Origin of the sequence: Paraeggerthella hominis, from assembly GCF_021044775.1 — a bacterium.
Lineage (GTDB): Bacteria > Actinomycetota > Coriobacteriia > Coriobacteriales > Eggerthellaceae > Paraeggerthella > Paraeggerthella hominis.
In genome coordinates, this window is the sequence record NZ_JAJNOQ010000007.1 from 36,320 (window position 1) to 54,724 (window position 18,405).

Genomic DNA, 18,405 nt, shown 5'->3' on the forward strand with positions numbered 1-18,405 from the left:
GACGCTACCTCCTGCCACGTCGAGACGACGATCTTGACCCGCGCCCCTCGCCCCTGCCGTCCAAGCTGGGCTCGGCGGCGCGCACCACGCGCAGATCGGCACGTCGGCGATCGTACACCGTGGGGCCGTTCGCGCTTTGGGACACCGACAAAATGATCCCGACCATGATCAACATGGCCACCAGCGACGATCCGCCCGACGACACGAAGGGCAGCGGCTTTCCCACCACGGGAAAGCACCCGATGACCATGGCTATGTTGAGAAACGCCTGGAACGCAATCATGATGGTGCAACCGCCGGCAACCATGGTGCCGAAGTTGTCGGAGGCCGATCCCGCTATGCGCATGCCCGCGTACAGCAGCAGCAAGAACAGCGCCACCACCACGAGCGCGCCCACCAGGCCCAGCTCCTCGCCGATGATGGCGAAAATGAAGTCGGTGTCGGCCTGCGTGAGGTACAGGTACTTCTCATGGGAGTTGCCCAAGCCCTGCCCGAACAAGCCGCCGCCCGACAGGGCGTAAAGCGAGTGGATCAGCTGGTACCCCGTATCGAAGCCTCCCTGCCCGTCGTTCCACGGATTCAGGAACACCATGAGGCGATCGCGGCGGTACGACGATCCGAAGATGCCGATCAAGCCCAGCGCGACCACCACGCCCACCACGATGAGCATGGTCCGAAGCGGAACCTCCCCCAGCCACATGACGGCCAGAATGCCCACCACGCAGATCATAGCGGTTCCCAGGTCGGATTGCGGACCCAAGATCATGAGCACCGGGGCCACCACCAGCAAACCGACCAGGCACAAAAACGCGCTTGTGGTGTACTGCCCCTCACGGAAGTCGGCGAACAGGCGCGCCGCCACCAAGATCAGCGCGATCTTGGCGAACTCGGACGCCTGCAAGCTGAAGCCGCCGATGCTGAGCCAGCGGCGAGCGCCCCATTCCTCGTCGCCCACGCCCGCCACCGCCGTGGCCACGAGCAGCAGGAACGCCAAGGCCCACAGCGCCCATACCACGTTGCTGCGCCATAGCGACACGGGCACGAACTTCCATATCACCACCGCCAAGACCACGCCGACGACGGCGAACTTGATCTGGTTGATGGTTTCGGCCATCGAGTTCCCGGCTCCGTCCGCGCCCGTTTTGGCCAAGGTGATGACCGCCGACGTGGAGTAGATCATCACGAACCCGATGAGCATGAGGGCGAGAACCGTCAGAAGCAGGATGATCTGCGGACCCATGATGTGAGCGGGAGCGTCCCGCCTGTCGCTTCGCGTGCGCGCCATAGCCGACCCGCTACGCGCCCAGCGCCGCTGCGCGAGCGGCTACCAGGCTTTTGAATGCGCGGCCGCGCTCCTCGAACGAGCCGAACTCGTCGAACGACGCGCACGCCGGAGACAGCAGCACCACGTCGCCCGCGCGCGCGACGGCAAGCGCTTCGTCCAACGCAGCCTCCAGGCCGCCTGCGCGCAACAGCTCAAAACCGGCAGGGGCTTCAGGCGACGCGGCCGCGAAAGCGTCGGCGAACCGAGCGCCCGCCGCGCCGAAGCACACCGCCGCGCGCGCATGCTCGTGCGCAGCGGCAACCAGAGGAGCCAGGTCGGTGCCCTTGTCGTCGCCGCCCAAAAGAACGATCGGGCGCGCCTTGGGAAACGCCGCCAACGCCTTGAGCGTGGCGTCGACGTTCGTAGCCTTGGAATCGTTGTAGCACGCCGCGCCGCGCACGCTTCCGCACGGCTCGACGCGATGCTCAAGCGGCGCGAACGTGCGCAAGCCCGCGGCCACGCTCGCCTCGTCCGCGCCCAACGCGAGCGCCGCCGCCGTTGCGGCAAGCGCGTTCGAAACGTTGTGCTCGCCTTTGATGAGCAGGGATTCGGCGGGAACCAGGGCGCGGTCATGCTGGCCTTCGGCCACGTGCAGCCACCCGTCAGGTCCCAGAAACGCCGCATTCTCGCTTCCGCATGCGGCGCGCATGTCGCCGCGCACGCCCGCGCTCGTGCCCAGCGGCACGTACGAGAACCCGCGCTGCGCAGGCTCCAGCGCGCGCAGGCGGCGCACCTCGACCCGGACGACGTCGTTCACGGCATCCAGCACGGCAACCGATTCCGGAACGGCGGCAAGGTTCGAGAGGATCTTCAGCTTTGCATCGCGGTACGCCTCCAAGGAGCCGTGCCAATGCAGGTGGTCGGGCGTGATGTTGAGCAGCACGGCCACCTGCGGCGCGAACCGGACGGTGGACGCAAGCTGGTACGACGAGACTTCGGCCACGTACACGTCGGTGTCGCCACCCGCCACGGCCTCCAAGCATGTATCGCCTATGTTGCCGACGGCCTTCGCGTTCATGCCGGCGGCGCGAAGCAGGTGCGCGACAAGAGCCGTGACCGTGGTCTTGCCGTTCGTGCCCGTAATGGCCACCCAACGGCTGTCGGCTGCGCTCTCGCGCCAAGCGAACTCCACCTCGCCGATGATCTCGGCGCTGCACTGCGCGGCGCTGCGGTACAGCAAAGACCCCTCGGGAATGCCGGGGCTGGCGATGCAAAGATCGAACGCGCCCTCGATGCGATCGAGGTCGAACAGCACTGCGGCGCCCGCCGAAGCAAGCGAAGCCGCAGCGTCCTCGGCGCTCGCCGTGCGCGCGCCCGCCGCCACGGTCAGGCTTTCGACGCGCTCGCCCGCGGCAACCAGATAATCGGCTACCGCGCGCCCGCTTTTGCCAAGCCCCAAAACGAGCACGCGCCCCAAGTTCTCCGGCGCGCGCTTGCAATGCGATCTGTACACGCGATCCTCCATAGACTACGCCACCGCCATGAGCGTTTCGGCGAAGTACAGGGAGAAGCCCGTTGCAGCCAGAACGCCGGAGATGATCCAGAATCGCACGACCACCTTCGTTTCGCTCCAGCCCTTCTTCTCGAAATGGTGGTGCAACGGAGCCATCAAGAAGATGCGCTTCTTCGTTTTCTTGTAGTACAGCACCTGGATCATGACCGACAGCGCCTCGGCCACGAACAGGCCGCCGATGATGAGCACGATGAACTCGGACTTGGTGAGAACCGCAAGGCACCCAAGCGACATGCCCAGAGCGAGCGAACCCGTGTCGCCCATGAAGATGTCGGCCGGGAAGGAGTTGAACCACAGAAAGCCGATGCACGCGCCCGCAAGCGCCGCACCGAAGATGGCGGGCTCGAGCATGTCGGAGCGGTACGCGATGGCCGCCATGACGATCATGACGATCATGACCGTTCCCGCCGCCAGGCCGTCCAACCCGTCGGTGAGGTTCACCGCGTTGCACAGGCCCACCAGCAGGATGTCCACGAACGCCAGGTACAGCCAAGGGATGGCGATACCGTCCCCAACGGGCACGACCGTGGTCAGAACGCCCAGGTCGAACGTGTAGACGAACGGGATCTCAACCGTGGGGGCAACGTGCAGCCAGTTCACCGCAACCAGGCAGAACACCGTAGCGATAAGGAACTGGCCCACCAGCTTGGCCTTCGGGGTCAAGCCCAGGGAACGCTCCTTGACCACCTTCGACGCGTCGTCGATAAGCCCCAACGCGCCGGTCAGAACGGTAGCGCTCACAAGCGCGAACGTTTCGGCCGTGGGCTTGCCCACCAGCAGAGCAACCGCCACAACGGCCACTAGCATGATGACGCCGCCCATGGTAGGCGTGCCCTGCTTGACCAGATGGCTTTCAGGCCCGTCCGCACGCACCTGCTGCCCGATATGGCTCGACTTCAAAAGCTTGATCCATGCCGGCATCAGCACGATGGTGAACGCAATGGCCAGCACGATGGCCAAGAACACGAGAAACGTCGGGTATTGAGCGAAAATAGTGAACATATTAATTAACCAGTCCTTTGACTACGCGTTCGAGACCCATGAAGTGAGATGCCTTCACCAGCACGGCATCGCCGGGCTCTACGCAATCGTCCAAACAATCCAAAACCTCAGACAACGCCGCCGCGCGCACGATGCGCCCGGGCTCCATGCCGAACTCTTCTGCAGCATCGGCTATGACCTGCGCCAATTCGCCCACGCACACCAGTCGATCAAGGGGCAGATCCGCAGCCAGGCGCCCGATGCCGGCATGGCATGCCAACGCGTAGTCGCCCAGCTCTCCCATGTCTCCCAGCACGGCGATGCGCTTTCCGGAAACGTTCAGCGAGCAGAACGTCGACAACGACGCTCGCATGGAATCCGGATTCGCGTTGTACGCGTCGTTCACCACGGTGAAACCGCCGCGCGCCTCGAGCACTTCCTGCCGTCCCGCCTCGGGCTCGGCCTTGGCAAGCGCGCCCGCAACATCGTGCAGGCTCATGCCGAACGAACGCCCCACCGCCGCGGCGACGCAGGCGTTGGACACGTTGTGCAGCCCGCGCAGGTTGAGCGAGCACGCGACCGCCTCGTGCGCGCCGTCCTCGGCGAAACCGCACGCGTGCAGCATGAAACAAGGGCGACCTTGGTCGTCAAGCTCGATCTGCTCGGCCCACACGGACGCGTTCGCGCGATCCTGCTCGGAGAAAGCCGCGCGACGGTCGGCCGCCTGCAACGATCCGTCGAACAGCACCGTGTCCACCCGGCGCTTGTCAAGGCATGCGTGATCGCGCACGTACGAGGCGAAGTCATCGTCGGCGTTCACGAACGCGCGGCCCGTGCCCTCGGGCAGGGCGCACAGCAGCTCGGCTTTGGCGCGCGCGATGTTCTGGCGGCTTCCCAGCAGCTCGATGTGGCTTTCGCCCACGTTCACCACGATGCCCCAATCGGGGCGCACGAAATCGCACAGGTCGGCAAGCTGGCCCAAGCCGCGCATGCCCATTTCCACGACCACGGCCTGGGTTTCCGGCTGGGCGTTCAGCAGGGTCTTGGGAACTCCCAGCTCGTTGTTCTGATTGCCGGCGGTCGCCACCACCGTGTGGGAAGCGGCAAGCACGTCGCGCACCAGGTTCTTGGTCGTGGTCTTGCCCGTAGAGCCGGTCAGCGCGATAATGCGGCCCTTCAGGTGGCCGCGCCACTCGCGCGCCAGGTCGGTCACGGCATGCGCGGTGTCCGACACCTCGATCACGGCAGCGCCCAGCTCGCGCGCGAGCATCTGCACGGACGGATCGATCGGCTGCATGACAAGCGCGCACACGGCCCCCGCGCGCAAGGCTGCGGCCACGAAATCATGGCCGTCCACGCGCTCGCCCGGCAAAGCCAGGTACGCGTCGCCCGGTTTTACGTCACGGGAATCCCACGTCAGGCCCGTTGCGATAACGCACGCATCAAGCGGCTCTACCGAAAAGGAGCCGCTCGTGCAGGCGGCTATCTGTTTGAGGTTCAAGCGCATGCGCTACTCCTGCGATCCAGAGCCAGGGCCGAACGCGCGCTCCAGCTCTTCGGCGGCTACCACGCGATCGTCGAACGAAAGCACCTGGTTGCCCACCAACTGGTAGTCCTCGTGCCCCTTGCCGGCCACGAGCACCGAATCGCCGGGCTTCGCGATTTGCAGCGCGCGAGCGATGGCCGCGCGGCGATCGGGTTCCACGTCGAAGCGATCCAAGCCCGCGCCCATGCCGCTTACGATGTCCTCGATGATGGCGTTGGGATCCTCCGTGCGCGGGTTGTCCGAAGTCACCACGGCGTAATCGGCCGCAAGCGCCGCGCGTCCCATGATGGGCCGCTTGCTGGCATCGCGATCGCCGCCGCAGCCGAACACGCAGATGGTGCGGCCCGACGTGAGCGCCATGATGGATCCGAGCGCCTTTTCCAGCGCATCGGGCGTGTGGGCGTAATCCACGAACACCGATACGTTGCCGGTATGCTCCGCATCCACGCGCTCCAGGCGGCCGGGAATCTGCGGGGCCTCTTCAAGGGCCTCCACGATCACGTCAGCTGAGAATCCCAGCTGAAGCCCAATGCCGAACGCGCACATGACGTTTTCCACGTTGAACTTGCCCACCAGAGGGTAGTCGAACGTCAAGCGGCTGCCGCGCACGTCGAGCGTGACGGTGGTGTGCGTGGGCGCGTACTGCACGTCCACCGGATGAATCTGAGCGGACGGGTCGAAGCCGGTGGTCACCACGTTGTCCTCGGCCACCGAGCAGCGGCGCAGGAGTTCCTTGCCCCACTTGTCGTCGATGCAGATGACGCGGCGTGCGGGATAGTCCTTCGAGAACAAGCGCGCCTTCGCTTCGAAGTACGCCTCGAACGTATGATGGTAGTCCAGGTGATCCTGCGTCAGGTTCGAAAACGCCGTGACAGCGAAGGTCGTGCCCCATGTGCGCTCCAGATCGAGCGCGTGCGAGCTGACCTCCATGGCCACCGTGTCGCAGCGCTCGTCGCGCATGCGCGCGAACAGCTGCTGCAAATCGGGCGATTCGGGCGTGGTGTGCGCGGACTTCTCGCTCACGCCGCCCATGCGAACGCCCACGGTTCCGATGACGCCCGTGCGCTTGCCGGCCACCTTCGCGATATGCTCCACCAGGTAGGTGGTGGTGGTCTTGCCGTTCGTGCCGGTGATGCCCACCAGCGACAGGTCCTTGGAAGGATGGTCGTAGAAGTTCGCCGCCGCAACAGCCATGGCCTTGCGCGTGTCCTTCACCACGACCTCCGTGACGTCGGTCGCGTCGGCCAAGTACACTTTCCGCTCGACGACCAGCACCTTCGCACCGCGATCGATGGCGTCTTGCGCAAAGGAATGGCCGTCCGTCGTGAAGCCGACGATGCAGAAAAACGCGTCGTCCGGCTGAACCCGGTCGCTGCGATAGGCGATGCCCTCCGCCACGTCATCAGCGTTGCCGATAATGGTGCAGTCTATGCCCGCGAACAGTTCGGTACAGGTCTTGCCCATAGCTTCCTCACTCCGGATATATGTTGAAACGGTCGATGGCTGTTGCCATTATATCCTTAAAAATTGGCGTGACCACACCGTCGGTGGGAACCTCGTTTGCACCCACAAAACAAACCAATTGGCTTGACGAGTCGGCCAAAAAACCGGTGAAGGCCAGGTTGTACACGCCTTTTCGATACCCGCCGTTCACCTCGTCGTAAATCTCGGCCGTCGAGGTTTTTCCCGCCACGTTGAACCCTTCGATAGCGGCCTTCTTGCCGGTGCCCTCCGACACCACGGACTTGAGCATGCTGGTCAAATCCGCGATGGCCGCTTTGTTCTCGATAACCTGCTCGGTGGCGTATTCGGGCGTCTCGCCGCTTTGAGGCTTCGAGAGCAGGAAATGAGGCGTGCACTCCACGCCGTCGTTCACAAGCGCGCCGTACCATCGAGTGATCTGCAGCGGCGTGAGCGACATGCCCTGACCGAAGCTGACGTTGTAGCCGGTGACCTTGCTCCACTGGTCGAACGGCAGCAGATTGCCCAGGTAGTCAGTGCCGATCTCCCCCTCGCCCGGATAGTCCACGCCCGTCTTGGTGTGCAGGTTGTACTCGTTGATCTTGTTGTACAGGTTCTGGAAGCCCATCTTCTCGGTGGCCAGCGATATGCCGACGTTCGACGACTGGTCCATGATCTGGCGCAACGTGAACGTCGCATCGCCGCGCTCGTGCGCGTCCGAGATGACGAACCCGTCAGCTTCGATGTAGGCCGGGCAGAACAGCTCGCTGTCGGGCGTCATGGTGCCCGACTCCAAAATGGCCATGGCCGACACCGATTTGAAGATGGAGCCCGGCTCGAACAGGTCGGTCACGCACTTGAGCTTCGGAGCGTCCGGCTTCATCTCCGTACGATCCGCAGGGTTGAGCAGCGGAAGCGACGCGGCGGCGTAGATCTCGCCCGTGCCGCCGTCCATCACGATCGCGCTGCCGCCGTTCGCCGTGATGCCCTTCTCGTCGGCCGTAAGGCGCTCTTCGACGTACTGCTGCAGTTCGATGTCGATCGATATGATGATGTCCTGGCCGTCCACGGCGGCCTTCGAGTCCCGCGTGCCGCCCGGAATCGGCGTGCCGTCGGGGCTGCGCTCCTCGCGCGTGTACCCGGCTTCGCCGGACAGGATGTCGTTGTAGTACAGCTCCAAGCCCGAAACGCCCTCGTAGTACTCGCGGTTGTTCTCGATTTCCGTGTCGAGCTTGCACGCGCCTACCACCTGGCCGCCCACCTGGCCGTTGGGGTACTCGCGCTTCCACAGCGTTTTATAGCGAATTCCCAGGTCCTTGCCTTCGTACGCGGCGTCCTTCTTCGTGACCTCGCTCACGCGCGCGCGCACCTGCTCACCCACTTCGACGTCGGCCTTCTCCTTGATGACGGAGTAGCGCGTCCCCGAAGCCGTGATGGCCGGCAGATAGTCGGACTTCTGCCCGCCCAGCACGTCGACGAGCGTCTGAGCCGTAGCATCAGCATTGTCCACTTCGGTGGGATCCACGTAGATGGTGGTGGACTCGACGGACGTGGCAAGCACCACACCGTTGCGATCGTAGATAGTTCCGCGGCGCGGCTCGATCCAGTCGTAGCTCATGCGCGCGTTCTCCGCTTCGGCCGCCATGCGCGGCGCATCGACCACCTGCAAGAACACCAGGCGCAGCAAGAAGAGCGCCGCGATGACCGCGAATACCAGGATGGGAAGGAACACGCGATTGGAATCGGCTCCGACGTCGGCGAACGAACCGCGCCCGCCCGTATGCGAAGGGCGCGCGCCGCGAGAACCGCGGGAGCCGCGCGAACCATGAGACTTCGGAGGACGCGCAGACGAGCGGGAGCTTCCGCGACCGCGAGCGGAACGCTCGCCTCGCGGCATGTGAGATCTATCGGCCACGGTTTTACGCTCCAGCGCCGGCGGCTATGGCAATGCTCTTCGAAAGCGACAGGGAGCCGGACTCGTCGGTAGCAACGACGTCTTTGCCCAGCTCGATCACGCCGGTTGCCTCAGGAGCGGCCATGCCCAGCTTGCCCGCCTGCTGCTTGACCTTCGTGGGGTTTGACAGCGCGCTTTGGGACACCTCGAGCGCAGCGCCCGAGGAACGGGCATCGCTGATCTGGCTGGAAAGCTGCGTGGAGCTCATGGTGGTGGAAACCGTAGCGGACATAAGCCCGATGCGCACGAACGCAACCAGCGCGGCCACCACCAAAACGACGGCAACGGCCTTCGCCAAGAACACGACGTTGGAAGGAAGGGAAGCGGGCTGCGTGCGCGTGCCGCGACCCGGAACCACGCTGATGCGAGCCTTGCGCTCACGCTCAGGTACGCGCTCAGGATAATAGGAATACGCCGGTGCTGCGCTCATGCCCAACCCCCTTTCTTCGTTTTAGCTGCCTGTTCGGGTGGTGTACGTTCTGCGGTTTTCGTTGTTCAGCGCTTCTGCGCGATGCGCAGCTTTGCGCTGCGAGCGCGCGGATTGCGCTCTATTTCTTCAGCGGTCGGTAGGACCGGCTTACGCGTTACTATGTCGAGTATCGGCTCTTTCCCGCACACGCAGACCGGAAGGTCGGGCGGGCAGGTGCATCGACGGGCGAAGGATTGGAACGCGTCCTTCACGATGCGATCCTCAAGCGAGTGGTAGCTGATGACCACCAGCCTGCCCCCGGGATTCAGCCAGCGTATGGCCGCGTCCAGTCCGCGCTTGAGCACGTCGAGCTCGCCGTTCACCTCGATGCGAAGCGCCTGGAACGTGCGCTTCGCCGGATGCCCTCCCGCTCGGCGCGCCGATGCCGGGATGGCAGCCTTGATCAGGTCGACCAACTGCGCGCTTGTCTCGATGGGCCCGTTCTGACGTTCGCGGACCACGAAGTCGGCTATGCGACTGGCCCACTTCTCGTCAGAGTACGTACGGATGATCCGAGTGAGATCTGCTGCGTTGTAGGTGTTGATGATCTCTGCTGCGGTTAGGGTTTGTTTCCCCGGATCCATCCGCATATCAAGAGGGCCGTTCTCCTTGAAGGAGAAGCCTCGAGACGGTGTGTCGATCTGGACCGACGATACGCCAAGGTCGAACAAGAACGCGTCGACCCCGGGCACTTCCACACTGAGAAGCGCGTCGTCCATATCACCGAAGTTGCCGCGCACCAATTCGAGGCGCGGGCGTACATCATCAGGCAACGTCCCGAGTTTTTGACGAGCGGCGGCAAGCGCCACTTCGTCTTGATCGATGCCGATGAGCGTACCCGCGCTCCCGATGAGCTTGGCCGCTTCGAGGGAATGCCCTGCACCGCCGAGTGTTGCATCCACGAATGTATGCTGTGGTTTGAGGTTCGAGTATTCGAGGCACTCGGCGAGCAGAACAGGGGTGTGCCGATATTCGTTTATCATTTCGCTCACGCCTTACAATCAGTCGAACAGAAGACCGAGGTCGGTATCCTCGTCGTTTTGGTCGTAGCGCTTTGCGTCCCAGATTTCGAAGTAGCCCGTGTTGCCCAGCACGACGACGTCCTTGTCAATGCCAACAGCCGCACGTTGTTCGCTCGAGAGCATGATGCGACCGGACGCGTCAACGGACACGTCGGCTGCACGAGACTTGAGCTTGCGGCGCAGGCGCACGTGGAGATCGTTCGTGCGGTCGAACTTCTCGAACTTGTCCTCGAACACGCCGGCCACCCATGCGTTAAACGCATCGGGCTCGAACACGTAGAGGCATTCGTCCTTCGGGTTGCGGGTTACCACCAAATCCGTCGAAAGCACCTTGCGAAACGATGCGGGAAGAGACATGCGGCCTTTGGCGTCCACCTTGTGGCGGTACGCGCTGTTGAGATCAACCACCTTTTCGGTGTCCTCGGCCATGCCTTCCTTCCCGCCGCGACTCGCACGGCCCTTTCGATGCTTGGAATTCTATCCCACTTTGCCCCACTTCGCAACAAAATCCGGCCTTTTGACCCATTTAGACCCTTTTGAAACCATCCCGTTCCCCAAGTTGTCCCCCGACCCCCAAAAATGCAAGATTGAGACACGGCTAGATATTGAACCGACGGACGAAAACGAACACAAGATATTGATCGCACTACCGCTTTAGAGGGCCTTGGCATCTATATGGAGCGAGTTATGCGGAATCTGTGGCACGACGGATCGCCGACCGATTCGTTGGGCAAACCGTTCGGCAACACGCGCGAGGAGACGGGCGGAATCGAGCGGCGAAAGGCGCCCCTGCGGTGGGACGCCGCCCCACCGCGTCCCCCGCAGACCGCGATCGCGATGGGATGCCGTCCCACCGCCCCCCTCGCCGGCGAAAGACGGCGCGCCGAAGCCTCGAGCCCCGCAGGACGCCGCCGATGCGCGTCCAGGCGATGCCGGCGCGCATCCAAACAGTGCTGACGCCCGTCCGAACGATGCCGGTACATTACTTCGCGCGCGGGTGCGCGCGTAGATATTCCTCGCGCATGTGGGCGCGGTTGATGTGCGTGTAGATCTGCGTGGTGGAGATGTCCGAATGGCCGAGGATTTCCTGGATGACGCGAAGGTCGGCGCCGCCTTCGAGCATGTGCGTGGCGAACGAATGGCGCAGCGTGTGAGGATGGAGGTTCGCCACGCCGATGGATCGCCCCGCCTCGGCCACGATGGCGTGCACGCTTTGGCGCGTGAGCCGCCCGCCGCGCGCGTTCAGAAAGACCGCCGACGTGGGCTTCGCTGCCGGCTTCGTCAAACCGGGACGCCCGTTGTCGAGGTAGTCGGCCAACGACCGCAGCGCCGCGCCCGATATGGGCGACACGCGCTCCTTGCCGCCCTTGCCCAGAATGCGCAGGTACCCTTCCTCAAGCACCGCGTCGCCCAGGTCAAGCCCCACGCACTCGCTTACGCGCAAGCCGCAGCCGTACAGAACCTCCAAGATGGCCCGGTTGCGCAGCGGGATGGGCGCGCGCTTGGGAGGATCGGCTAGCATGGATTCCACTTGCACTGCGCTCAACACGTCGGGAAGTCGATCGGGAGCCTTGGGAAGCTGCAACGTGTCGGTGGGGTTGCGACGCACGTGCCCCTCCCGCACGAGGAACCGGTAGAAGCCCTTGAGCACCGACACGTGGCGATCCACCGTGGCGGCGGCGTATTTGCGGCCGAACAGGTCGGCCTCGTAGGCCACGATGGTCTCGCGCTGCACGTCGCCGACGTCCTTCACGCCGCACGCGTTCAAAAACGCCGCGAAATCCCGCAGGTCAGAAGCATACGCAGACACGGTAAGGGGCGAGCTTCCCCGCTCGATGCGCAGATGAGCCAGATATTCTCGAACCAGTTCGTCCATCCACCAACCCCGTCGTCGACCCGGCAAGCGGGCATGAAAAGCAACGATCGGCCGATTCGCGCCAAACGCGCTGCGGCACCGTCGCACTGATCGAACAGCATAGCATGACGCTATGAAAAACCAGGTGCGGATAGGACGGGCACCGAACGCCTTCGGACCTGCAGGTATGGCGAACCGAAGGAAGATCCCCTTCGTTACCTGCAATTAACAAAAACGAAACACCTACCAAGTAGGGTATACTGAATCGGATTGTGTACGGCCCTCTGCGGTCGTGCGCGAACATCATCGACGGCAAGAAAGGGGCGCCGCATTCCCATGCGCATCGGATTCGACAACGACAAGTACATCGCGCTGCAGGCCGAGCATATCCGCAACCGCATCGACCAGTTCGGCGGAAAGCTCTACCTGGAATTCGGCGGGAAACTCTTCGACGACTACCATGCAGCCCGCGTGCTGCCCGGGTTCGAGCCCGACTCGAAGATCCGCATGCTCAAGCAGCTGGTGGACGACGTCGAGATCATCATAGCCATCAACGCGAACGACATCGAGAAGAACAAGGTGCGCGGCGACCTGGGAATCACGTACGATGAAGACGTGCTGCGCCTCATGGACATCTTCCGCGGGATGGGCTTCACCACCACCGGCGTGGTGATCACCCATTACACGAACCAGCCCTCGGCCGAGGCGTTTCGCAAGCGCCTGGACAGCTTGGGAATCAAAAGCTCCCTGCACTACCCCATTGCCGGCTACCCTTACGACATCGACCGCATCGTCAGCGACGAGGGCTACGGCAAGAACGAGTACATCGAAACGAAGCGCCCGCTTGTCGTGGTGACCGCCCCCGGCCCCGGTTCGGGCAAGATGGCCACGTGCCTGTCGCAGCTGTACCACGAGCACAAGCGCGGCGTGGCGGCCGGCTACGCGAAGTACGAGACGTTCCCCATCTGGAACCTGCCGCTCAAGCACCCCGTGAACATCGCGTACGAGGCGGCCACGGTCGATCTGGACGACGCCAACACCATCGACCCGTTCCACCTGGAAGCGTACGGCGTGACCACGGTGAACTACAATCGCGACGTGGAGATATTCCCCGTGCTCAAGGCCATGATGGAGCGCATTTCCGGAACGAGCCCCTACCAGTCCCCCACCGACATGGGCGTCAACATGGCCGGCAACGCCATCGTGGACGACGACGCCGTGCGCGAGGCCGCCAAAATGGAGATCGTGCGCCGCTACTTCCAGGCAGCGGTGGAAACGCGCCGCACCGGCGTGGGACAAGAGCACGTGGAGAAGCTGGAGCTTCTGATGAACCAAGCCGGCGTGAACGCAAGCTTCTCGCCGGCGCGATCGGCCGCGCTTCTGAAGGAGGAGACCACCGGCGGTCCGGTGGGCGCGATGGTACTGCCCGACGGCACCGTGGTGACGGGCAAGACGTCGCCGCTGCTGGGAGCTGCATCGTCGCTGCTCATGAACGCGCTCAAGGGCGTGGCCGGCGTCGAGGACATCAACGTGATCAGCGATGCGGTCATCGAGCCCATCTGCCGCCTGAAGACCGAGCAGCTGCACAGCCGCAACCCGCGCCTGCACTCCGACGAAACGCTGCTCGCCCTGTCCATCAGCTCCGCGACCGATCCGCTTGCGGCCACGCTGATCGACCACATCGACGACCTGCGCGGCTGCGATGCGTACTTCAGCGTGATCATCTCGGCCACCGACGAGAAGCTGTACCGCACGCTCGGCATCAACGTGTGCTGCGAGCCGAAGTACGAGCAGCACCGGTATTACCACAAGTAAGCAATATCGAAGGGGCCCGCGGGCCCCTTCGATATGTGAGCGCCTTGCAACCACCACCCCTTACCATCTGCAGGTGCAAGGCGCTCGCGTTCTCATTGTCGATCCAAAAACACGTTTTCGGCCCCGAAAACGTGTTTTTGGATCGACAATGTACCTTATAAGTATTATGGACTTCCTTATATTTTATTGCACGGATCGTGAGACAATGGGCAAACAACACTCGGTGCAAGGAGGGCGCTCATGACCGAAGTCCGCGATGTCGAACTGGCTCGCCTCTTCCTGTGCGCCGAGCGCAATCAACTGTGCCTTGTGCCCTCGAGCCCGCGCATCCGAGAACTCTTACGCCGGCAAATCAATCAAGGGGAAGCCATTCGCCCAGTTCGCGGCATGTATGCACGAGCTTCGTATTGGCAGGCTCTTGCGAAACCCCAGCAAGCGATGCACATCCTTCGCACGTTGCAGAAGCTGCACCCCGACTGGATCTTTTGCCACGAATCGGCAGCGATTGCGTTTGGCCTGCCCGTCGCGTTCAGCCAAATGGACGCAATCCATGTCGAAACATCTCGTGCGAAACGCAACGCGTCGCCATCCAGCATCCGCTGGCATGTGATTGAAGATGATGAGCCCGCTCTCGTCCGGGGTCTTCGCGTTACCTCCCTCACTCGGACCGCCTTTGATTGCATGCGAACGACCAGCTTCAAGCAAGCCTTGGCTATCGCCGACGGCGCACTACGCTGCACTGGAAATGCGCCAAGCTGGTTCGCTGCTCGCTTCAAGCGCCTAGGCACAACGTACCCAGGCATCAATCAAGCCATAAGAACCATGTACTACGCCGATCCCCTGAGCGAAAGCGGCGGAGAATCCATTGCGCGCGCCACTATGATTGAGCAGGGGCTCGCGCTCCCCTGTCTCCAGGTTGCTTTTCCGCGGCCGCTCGACCCGCAACGTTCGTTCCGCGTCGATTTCCTTTGGACGCGAATGGACGGCAGCAATGTCATTGGCGAATTCGACGGCATGCAAAAGTACGAATGCGACGCATTCCGCAACGGTCGAACGCCGATGCGCGTCCTTGCCGACGAGCAGCACCGGGAGTCGCAGCTTACCCTCCACGGCATGCCTATCGTGCGCTTTTCCTACAAAGACGTGATGGACGCCGATCGTTTCGCAAGGCTCCTTGAACGCTACGGTATCCCCCGAAGCGACGAAATCGCGCGCGCCGAACGCCGTCTCGCTCAAACAAAATCGAGCACAGCACAGCTATTCACGGTTGAAAGCTTGTTGGATTAGCGACGTAACCACCCCGGCCGGTTTGCAAGGCGTCCTTGGCCGTCAAGCCACGCGCTCCGAACGGCGACGCAAGCTACAGCGGCTCCAACCTCCGACCCGCTAGAAAAACACCTTCGCTGCGTGCTCGTAGAAGCCCTCGTGCTGATGGCGCAGCAAAACAGTGGGGGCTTCGCCTCGGCTGACGTAGATGCGACGCACCGGACGGTCAAACGACAACAGCTCCCCGTCGGCAAACAGGGTGGCGTCGCGTCGGGCCGCCTCGCGCGGCAAGCCCATTTCCACCACGTCGTTCGATGCGGTCACGATGGCGCGCGAATGCAGCGTATGCGGCGCGAGCGGCACCACCACCAGCCCCGTGAACCCAGGCGCCACCAAAGGACCGCCCGCCGACAGCGCGTAGGCCGTCGAGCCCGTCGCCGTGGCAACCACCAGGCCGTCGCCGCGCATTTCGGCAACGTGCGAACCGGAAACCCCCAACGTGAAGTCGATGACGCGACCGTTCGCGCCGCGCGTCACCGCAAGCTCGTTCAGCGCGAAGAAGCTACGAGCGCCCGCCTTGCACGGCGATGCCGCATCGCACGAGGGTCCTTCCCCGTCCTCATCGTCGCTCCACGGGTCGGGCTCGCCCTCGCACACAACGTCGATGCGCAGGTTCGCGCGCTGCTCGGCCACCACGTCGCCCGCCAAAGCCGCGGCCACGATGGCAACCACGCCGGCATCGCTCGAATTCGCCAAAAAGCCCAAGCGACCGAAATTGATGCCCAGGATAGGCACCCCGGTCGTACCGATCTGGCGCGCCGTGCGCAGGATCGTGCCGTCGCCGCCGAGCACTACCGCCATCTCCACGCCCGCCGCCAACGCGGCGTTCAAGCTGTCGTGGTCGCATGCGCACGAAAGCTCGGTGGAATCGACCAGCGTGTACTCAACCCCCTGTGTGGCCAGGTACGTTGCCAATAGCAGCGAGGCGTCCACGGCTTTCGAGTTGGAATTATTGCGTACGATGAGGATGTGCATGAAGGTCTTCTTTCCGGGTTTGCTATGATGGGCCATTATATCCGATGCATAAGGAAGCGTCCCTCCATGTCCGACAAGCTCGCACGAGCTCAACATATGCGCCCCGCCGACCCCGGTTCCACCTCGGAGATATTCGTGGGCGGTCGCCACGCAGGCCTCGATCGCACCGCCATCGCGGCCGCGGTCGCCCAGACGGTCGTGCCGAAGCCGGAGCCGCGCCACGACCCCGCCAGCGCGAAGGCGCGTCTGCGTTCGGCGGCTCCAGGAGAGACGTCCGAGATATTCATCGGCGGGCGCCATGCCGGACCCGACCGGACCACGCCTCCGCGCGACCCCTTCGAACCGCAGACCCCCGACCCGCGCGATGCCGCGAAAGCAGCCGCGCGGAGCACGCGCGAAGAGCGCGCGGCCTTCCCGGGTTCCACCTCGGAGCTGCCCATCATCAGCAAGCATGGCGGAACGGACAAGACCATTGTCTCCTCGTCAGAGCCCGAGGAAACAACCGTTGCGGTCGGATCGTCGGCTGCGCTCATCAGCGCATGCACCCTGATCTCGCGCGTGCTCGGCTTCGTCCGCACCTGGGTCATGGCGTTCGCCCTGGGCTCTACGCTTCTGTCGAGCTCCTATCAAGTGGCGAACAACCTTCCCGCTCAGCTGTACGAGCTGGTGATAGGCGGCATGATCGTAACCGCCTTCCTGCCCGTGTACCTGTCGGTGAAAAAGCGCCTAGGGCGCGAGGCCGGCAACGAGTACGCCTCGAACCTGCTCACCATCGTCGTGCTGCTGCTGGGCGTGGTGTCGGCGCTTTGCATCGCGTTTCCGGGAGTCGCCATTTACACGCAGAGCTTCTTCTCGGAGCAATCCGAGATGGCGCTCTCCGTGTTCTTCTTCCAGTTCTTCGCCATCCAGATCGTGTTCTCCGGCGCGACGGCTATCGTATCGGGCCTGCTCAACGCCAACAGGGACTACCTTTGGTCGTCGATCGCCCCGGCGGCGCAAAGCGTGGTGGTCATCGCTTCGTTTCTGCTGTACGCAGCGGTCGCCCCGCAAGACCCCGAGCTTGCGCTTTACATCATAGCTATCGGCAACCCCCTGGGCGTGTTCGTTGCGCTGGCCATCCAGCTGCCCGCCCTCAAGCGCAACGGCATCCGCATCAGACCGCGCATCAACCTGCGCGATCCCGCCTTGCGCGAGACGCTGGGAATCGGCGTGCCGGCCGTGTTCGTCATGCTGTGCTCGTTCGCAGTGGTGTCGGTGCAGAACGCGGCGGCCTACAGCTTCGCCTCGAACGGGCCGTCCATCCTGCTGTACGCGCGCCAGTGGTTCACGCTGCCCTACGCGTTTTTGGCCGTGCCCATCACCACCGCCATGTTCACCGAGCTGGCCGACATGCAGGCCGAGAACAACATGGAGGGCGTGAAGCGCGGCATCATAGGGGGCACGAACCAGATCCTGTTCTTCATGATCCCGTTCGCCATGTACCTCATGGTGTTCTCGTTGCCGCTGGTCACGCTGTACAATGCAGGCGCGTTCACCTCCGAGAACGTCGCATCCATCGCCTCGTACATGGCGGTGCTGGCGCTTGCCCTGCCCGTGTACGGCGTCAACACGTACCTGCAGAAGATCTTCAGCAGCCTGCGCAAAATGGGCGTGTTCGCAGCGTTCAACTTCGTAGCCGGCGCCGCTCAGATCGCGCTCACCGTCTACGGCGCCGCCAACATCGACCGCTTCCCCATCGAGATCATCGCCGTAGCGGAGGTGCTGTTCTACGTGGTGGCGGACCTGTGCCTGTTCGCTTACCTGCGCAGCCGCCTGGGCGCGTTCGGCCTGCGATCGGTGGCGAAGGCCTGCTTCTCCGGCCTGGTGTTCGGCGGCTTGGGAGCACTGGCCGGCGGCGGCGTGCTGTATGCGCTGCAAGCATTCGTCGCCCCCATCGCCGGATCGATTCCGCTGGCTTTGACGTACGTGCTCGTCGGAGGCTTCGTGGCGCTGCTGGTGACGTTCGGCCTGTCCATCAAGCTGCACGTGCCCGAAGCCGCGTTCGTCGGCTCGCTCATCGGCAAGGTGAAAGGCAAGCTGTCCCGCGGATAACGCAAGAGGTTAGAGCTTTGGAAAACGCCTGTCGCGCATCATGATATGATGTTGCGGTTCGATACTTCGCCTC

14 protein-coding genes are annotated in these 18,405 nt (G+C 63.5%); 3 read left to right on the forward strand and 11 right to left on the reverse strand.

Annotated features, from left to right (window positions below; all coding sequences use genetic code 11):
• Positions 1-4 precede the first annotated feature (4 nt).
• The 10 genes from LQE90_RS08495 to LQE90_RS08540 form a co-directional block, all read right to left on the reverse strand.
• Positions 5-1,285: an FtsW/RodA/SpoVE family cell cycle protein gene (locus tag LQE90_RS08495; protein ID WP_114567204.1), complete on the reverse strand. Its 1,281-nt coding sequence runs from the start codon at positions 1,283-1,285 to the stop codon at positions 5-7.
• A gap of 10 nt (positions 1,286-1,295) precedes the next feature.
• Positions 1,296-2,777 (reverse strand): UDP-N-acetylmuramoyl-L-alanine--D-glutamate ligase, encoded by a 1,482-nt coding sequence (murD, locus tag LQE90_RS08500; protein WP_231088266.1) that lies wholly within the window; start codon positions 2,775-2,777, stop codon positions 1,296-1,298.
• Between the two features lie 15 nt (positions 2,778-2,792).
• Positions 2,793-3,839: a phospho-N-acetylmuramoyl-pentapeptide-transferase gene (gene mraY / locus LQE90_RS08505; RefSeq protein WP_114567202.1), complete on the reverse strand. Its 1,047-nt coding sequence runs from the start codon at positions 3,837-3,839 to the stop codon at positions 2,793-2,795.
• Between the two features lies 1 nt (position 3,840).
• Complete coding sequence (locus tag LQE90_RS08510) at positions 3,841-5,325, reverse strand: UDP-N-acetylmuramoyl-tripeptide--D-alanyl-D-alanine ligase (RefSeq protein ID WP_114567201.1); 1,485 nt, start codon at positions 5,323-5,325, stop codon at positions 3,841-3,843.
• Positions 5,326-5,328: 3 nt separating this feature from the next.
• Entirely contained in the window at positions 5,329-6,828 is a 1,500-nt protein-coding gene (locus LQE90_RS08515; protein ID WP_216529436.1) for a UDP-N-acetylmuramoyl-L-alanyl-D-glutamate--2,6-diaminopimelate ligase, read from the reverse strand.
• A gap of 7 nt (positions 6,829-6,835) precedes the next feature.
• Complete coding sequence (locus tag LQE90_RS08520) at positions 6,836-8,740, reverse strand: peptidoglycan D,D-transpeptidase FtsI family protein (RefSeq protein WP_225749403.1); 1,905 nt, start codon at positions 8,738-8,740, stop codon at positions 6,836-6,838.
• Positions 8,741-8,744: 4 nt separating this feature from the next.
• On the reverse strand, positions 8,745-9,209 hold the full coding sequence (locus LQE90_RS08525; RefSeq protein WP_114567198.1) for a cell division protein FtsL: 465 nt from the start codon (positions 9,207-9,209) through the stop codon (positions 8,745-8,747).
• Positions 9,210-9,274: 65 nt separating this feature from the next.
• On the reverse strand, positions 9,275-10,231 hold the full coding sequence (gene rsmH, locus LQE90_RS08530; RefSeq protein WP_114567197.1) for a 16S rRNA (cytosine(1402)-N(4))-methyltransferase RsmH: 957 nt from the start codon (positions 10,229-10,231) through the stop codon (positions 9,275-9,277).
• An 18-nt stretch (positions 10,232-10,249) separates the two neighbouring features.
• On the reverse strand, positions 10,250-10,699 hold the full coding sequence (locus LQE90_RS08535) for a division/cell wall cluster transcriptional repressor MraZ (RefSeq protein ID WP_114567196.1): 450 nt from the start codon (positions 10,697-10,699) through the stop codon (positions 10,250-10,252).
• A gap of 553 nt (positions 10,700-11,252) precedes the next feature.
• On the reverse strand, positions 11,253-12,146 hold the full coding sequence (locus tag LQE90_RS08540) for a site-specific tyrosine recombinase (RefSeq protein WP_114567195.1): 894 nt from the start codon (positions 12,144-12,146) through the stop codon (positions 11,253-11,255).
• Positions 12,147-12,461: 315 nt separating this feature from the next.
• Between LQE90_RS08540 and LQE90_RS08545 the strand changes: the two genes are divergently transcribed.
• Together LQE90_RS08545 and LQE90_RS08550 are read left to right on the forward strand one after the other, a co-directional pair.
• Positions 12,462-13,940, forward strand: coding sequence for a DUF1846 domain-containing protein (locus LQE90_RS08545; RefSeq protein WP_114567194.1), 1,479 nt, complete (start codon positions 12,462-12,464; stop codon positions 13,938-13,940).
• 240 nt (positions 13,941-14,180) lie between these two features.
• Complete coding sequence (locus LQE90_RS08550; RefSeq protein ID WP_216529437.1) at positions 14,181-15,227, forward strand: type IV toxin-antitoxin system AbiEi family antitoxin domain-containing protein; 1,047 nt, start codon at positions 14,181-14,183, stop codon at positions 15,225-15,227.
• A gap of 99 nt (positions 15,228-15,326) precedes the next feature.
• Here the strand turns inward: LQE90_RS08550 and LQE90_RS08555 are convergent, their stop codons facing one another.
• Positions 15,327-16,241 (reverse strand): NAD(+)/NADH kinase, encoded by a 915-nt coding sequence (locus tag LQE90_RS08555; RefSeq protein WP_216529438.1) that lies wholly within the window; start codon positions 16,239-16,241, stop codon positions 15,327-15,329.
• Positions 16,242-16,307: 66 nt separating this feature from the next.
• Here LQE90_RS08555 and murJ point away from each other — a divergent pair, with 66 nt between their 5' ends.
• Positions 16,308-18,332 (forward strand): murein biosynthesis integral membrane protein MurJ, encoded by a 2,025-nt coding sequence (murJ, locus tag LQE90_RS08560; protein WP_231088267.1) that lies wholly within the window; start codon positions 16,308-16,310, stop codon positions 18,330-18,332.
• The last annotated feature ends 73 nt before the right edge of the window (positions 18,333-18,405 follow it).

What these genes read in the sequence shown, in the direction of transcription:
- LQE90_RS08495 (WP_114567204.1), bottom strand. Translation starts at nt 1,285, where the DNA reads ATGGCGCGCACGCGAAGCGACAGGCGGGACGCTCCCGCTCACATCATG.
- LQE90_RS08535 (WP_114567196.1), bottom strand. Translation starts at nt 10,699, where the DNA reads ATGGCCGAGGACACCGAAAAGGTGGTTGATCTCAACAGCGCGTACCGC.
- LQE90_RS08555 (WP_216529438.1), bottom strand. Translation starts at nt 16,241, where the DNA reads ATGCACATCCTCATCGTACGCAATAATTCCAACTCGAAAGCCGTGGAC.
- mraY (WP_114567202.1), bottom strand. Translation starts at nt 3,839, where the DNA reads ATGTTCACTATTTTCGCTCAATACCCGACGTTTCTCGTGTTCTTGGCC.
- rsmH (WP_114567197.1), bottom strand. Translation starts at nt 10,231, where the DNA reads ATGATAAACGAATATCGGCACACCCCTGTTCTGCTCGCCGAGTGCCTC.
- murJ (WP_231088267.1), top strand. Translation starts at nt 16,308, where the DNA reads ATGTCCGACAAGCTCGCACGAGCTCAACATATGCGCCCCGCCGACCCC.
- LQE90_RS08540 (WP_114567195.1), bottom strand. Translation starts at nt 12,146, where the DNA reads ATGGACGAACTGGTTCGAGAATATCTGGCTCATCTGCGCATCGAGCGG.
- LQE90_RS08545 (WP_114567194.1), top strand. Translation starts at nt 12,462, where the DNA reads ATGCGCATCGGATTCGACAACGACAAGTACATCGCGCTGCAGGCCGAG.
- LQE90_RS08515 (WP_216529436.1), bottom strand. Translation starts at nt 6,828, where the DNA reads ATGGGCAAGACCTGTACCGAACTGTTCGCGGGCATAGACTGCACCATT.
- LQE90_RS08525 (WP_114567198.1), bottom strand. Translation starts at nt 9,209, where the DNA reads ATGAGCGCAGCACCGGCGTATTCCTATTATCCTGAGCGCGTACCTGAG.
- LQE90_RS08510 (WP_114567201.1), bottom strand. Translation starts at nt 5,325, where the DNA reads ATGCGCTTGAACCTCAAACAGATAGCCGCCTGCACGAGCGGCTCCTTT.
- LQE90_RS08550 (WP_216529437.1), top strand. Translation starts at nt 14,181, where the DNA reads ATGACCGAAGTCCGCGATGTCGAACTGGCTCGCCTCTTCCTGTGCGCC.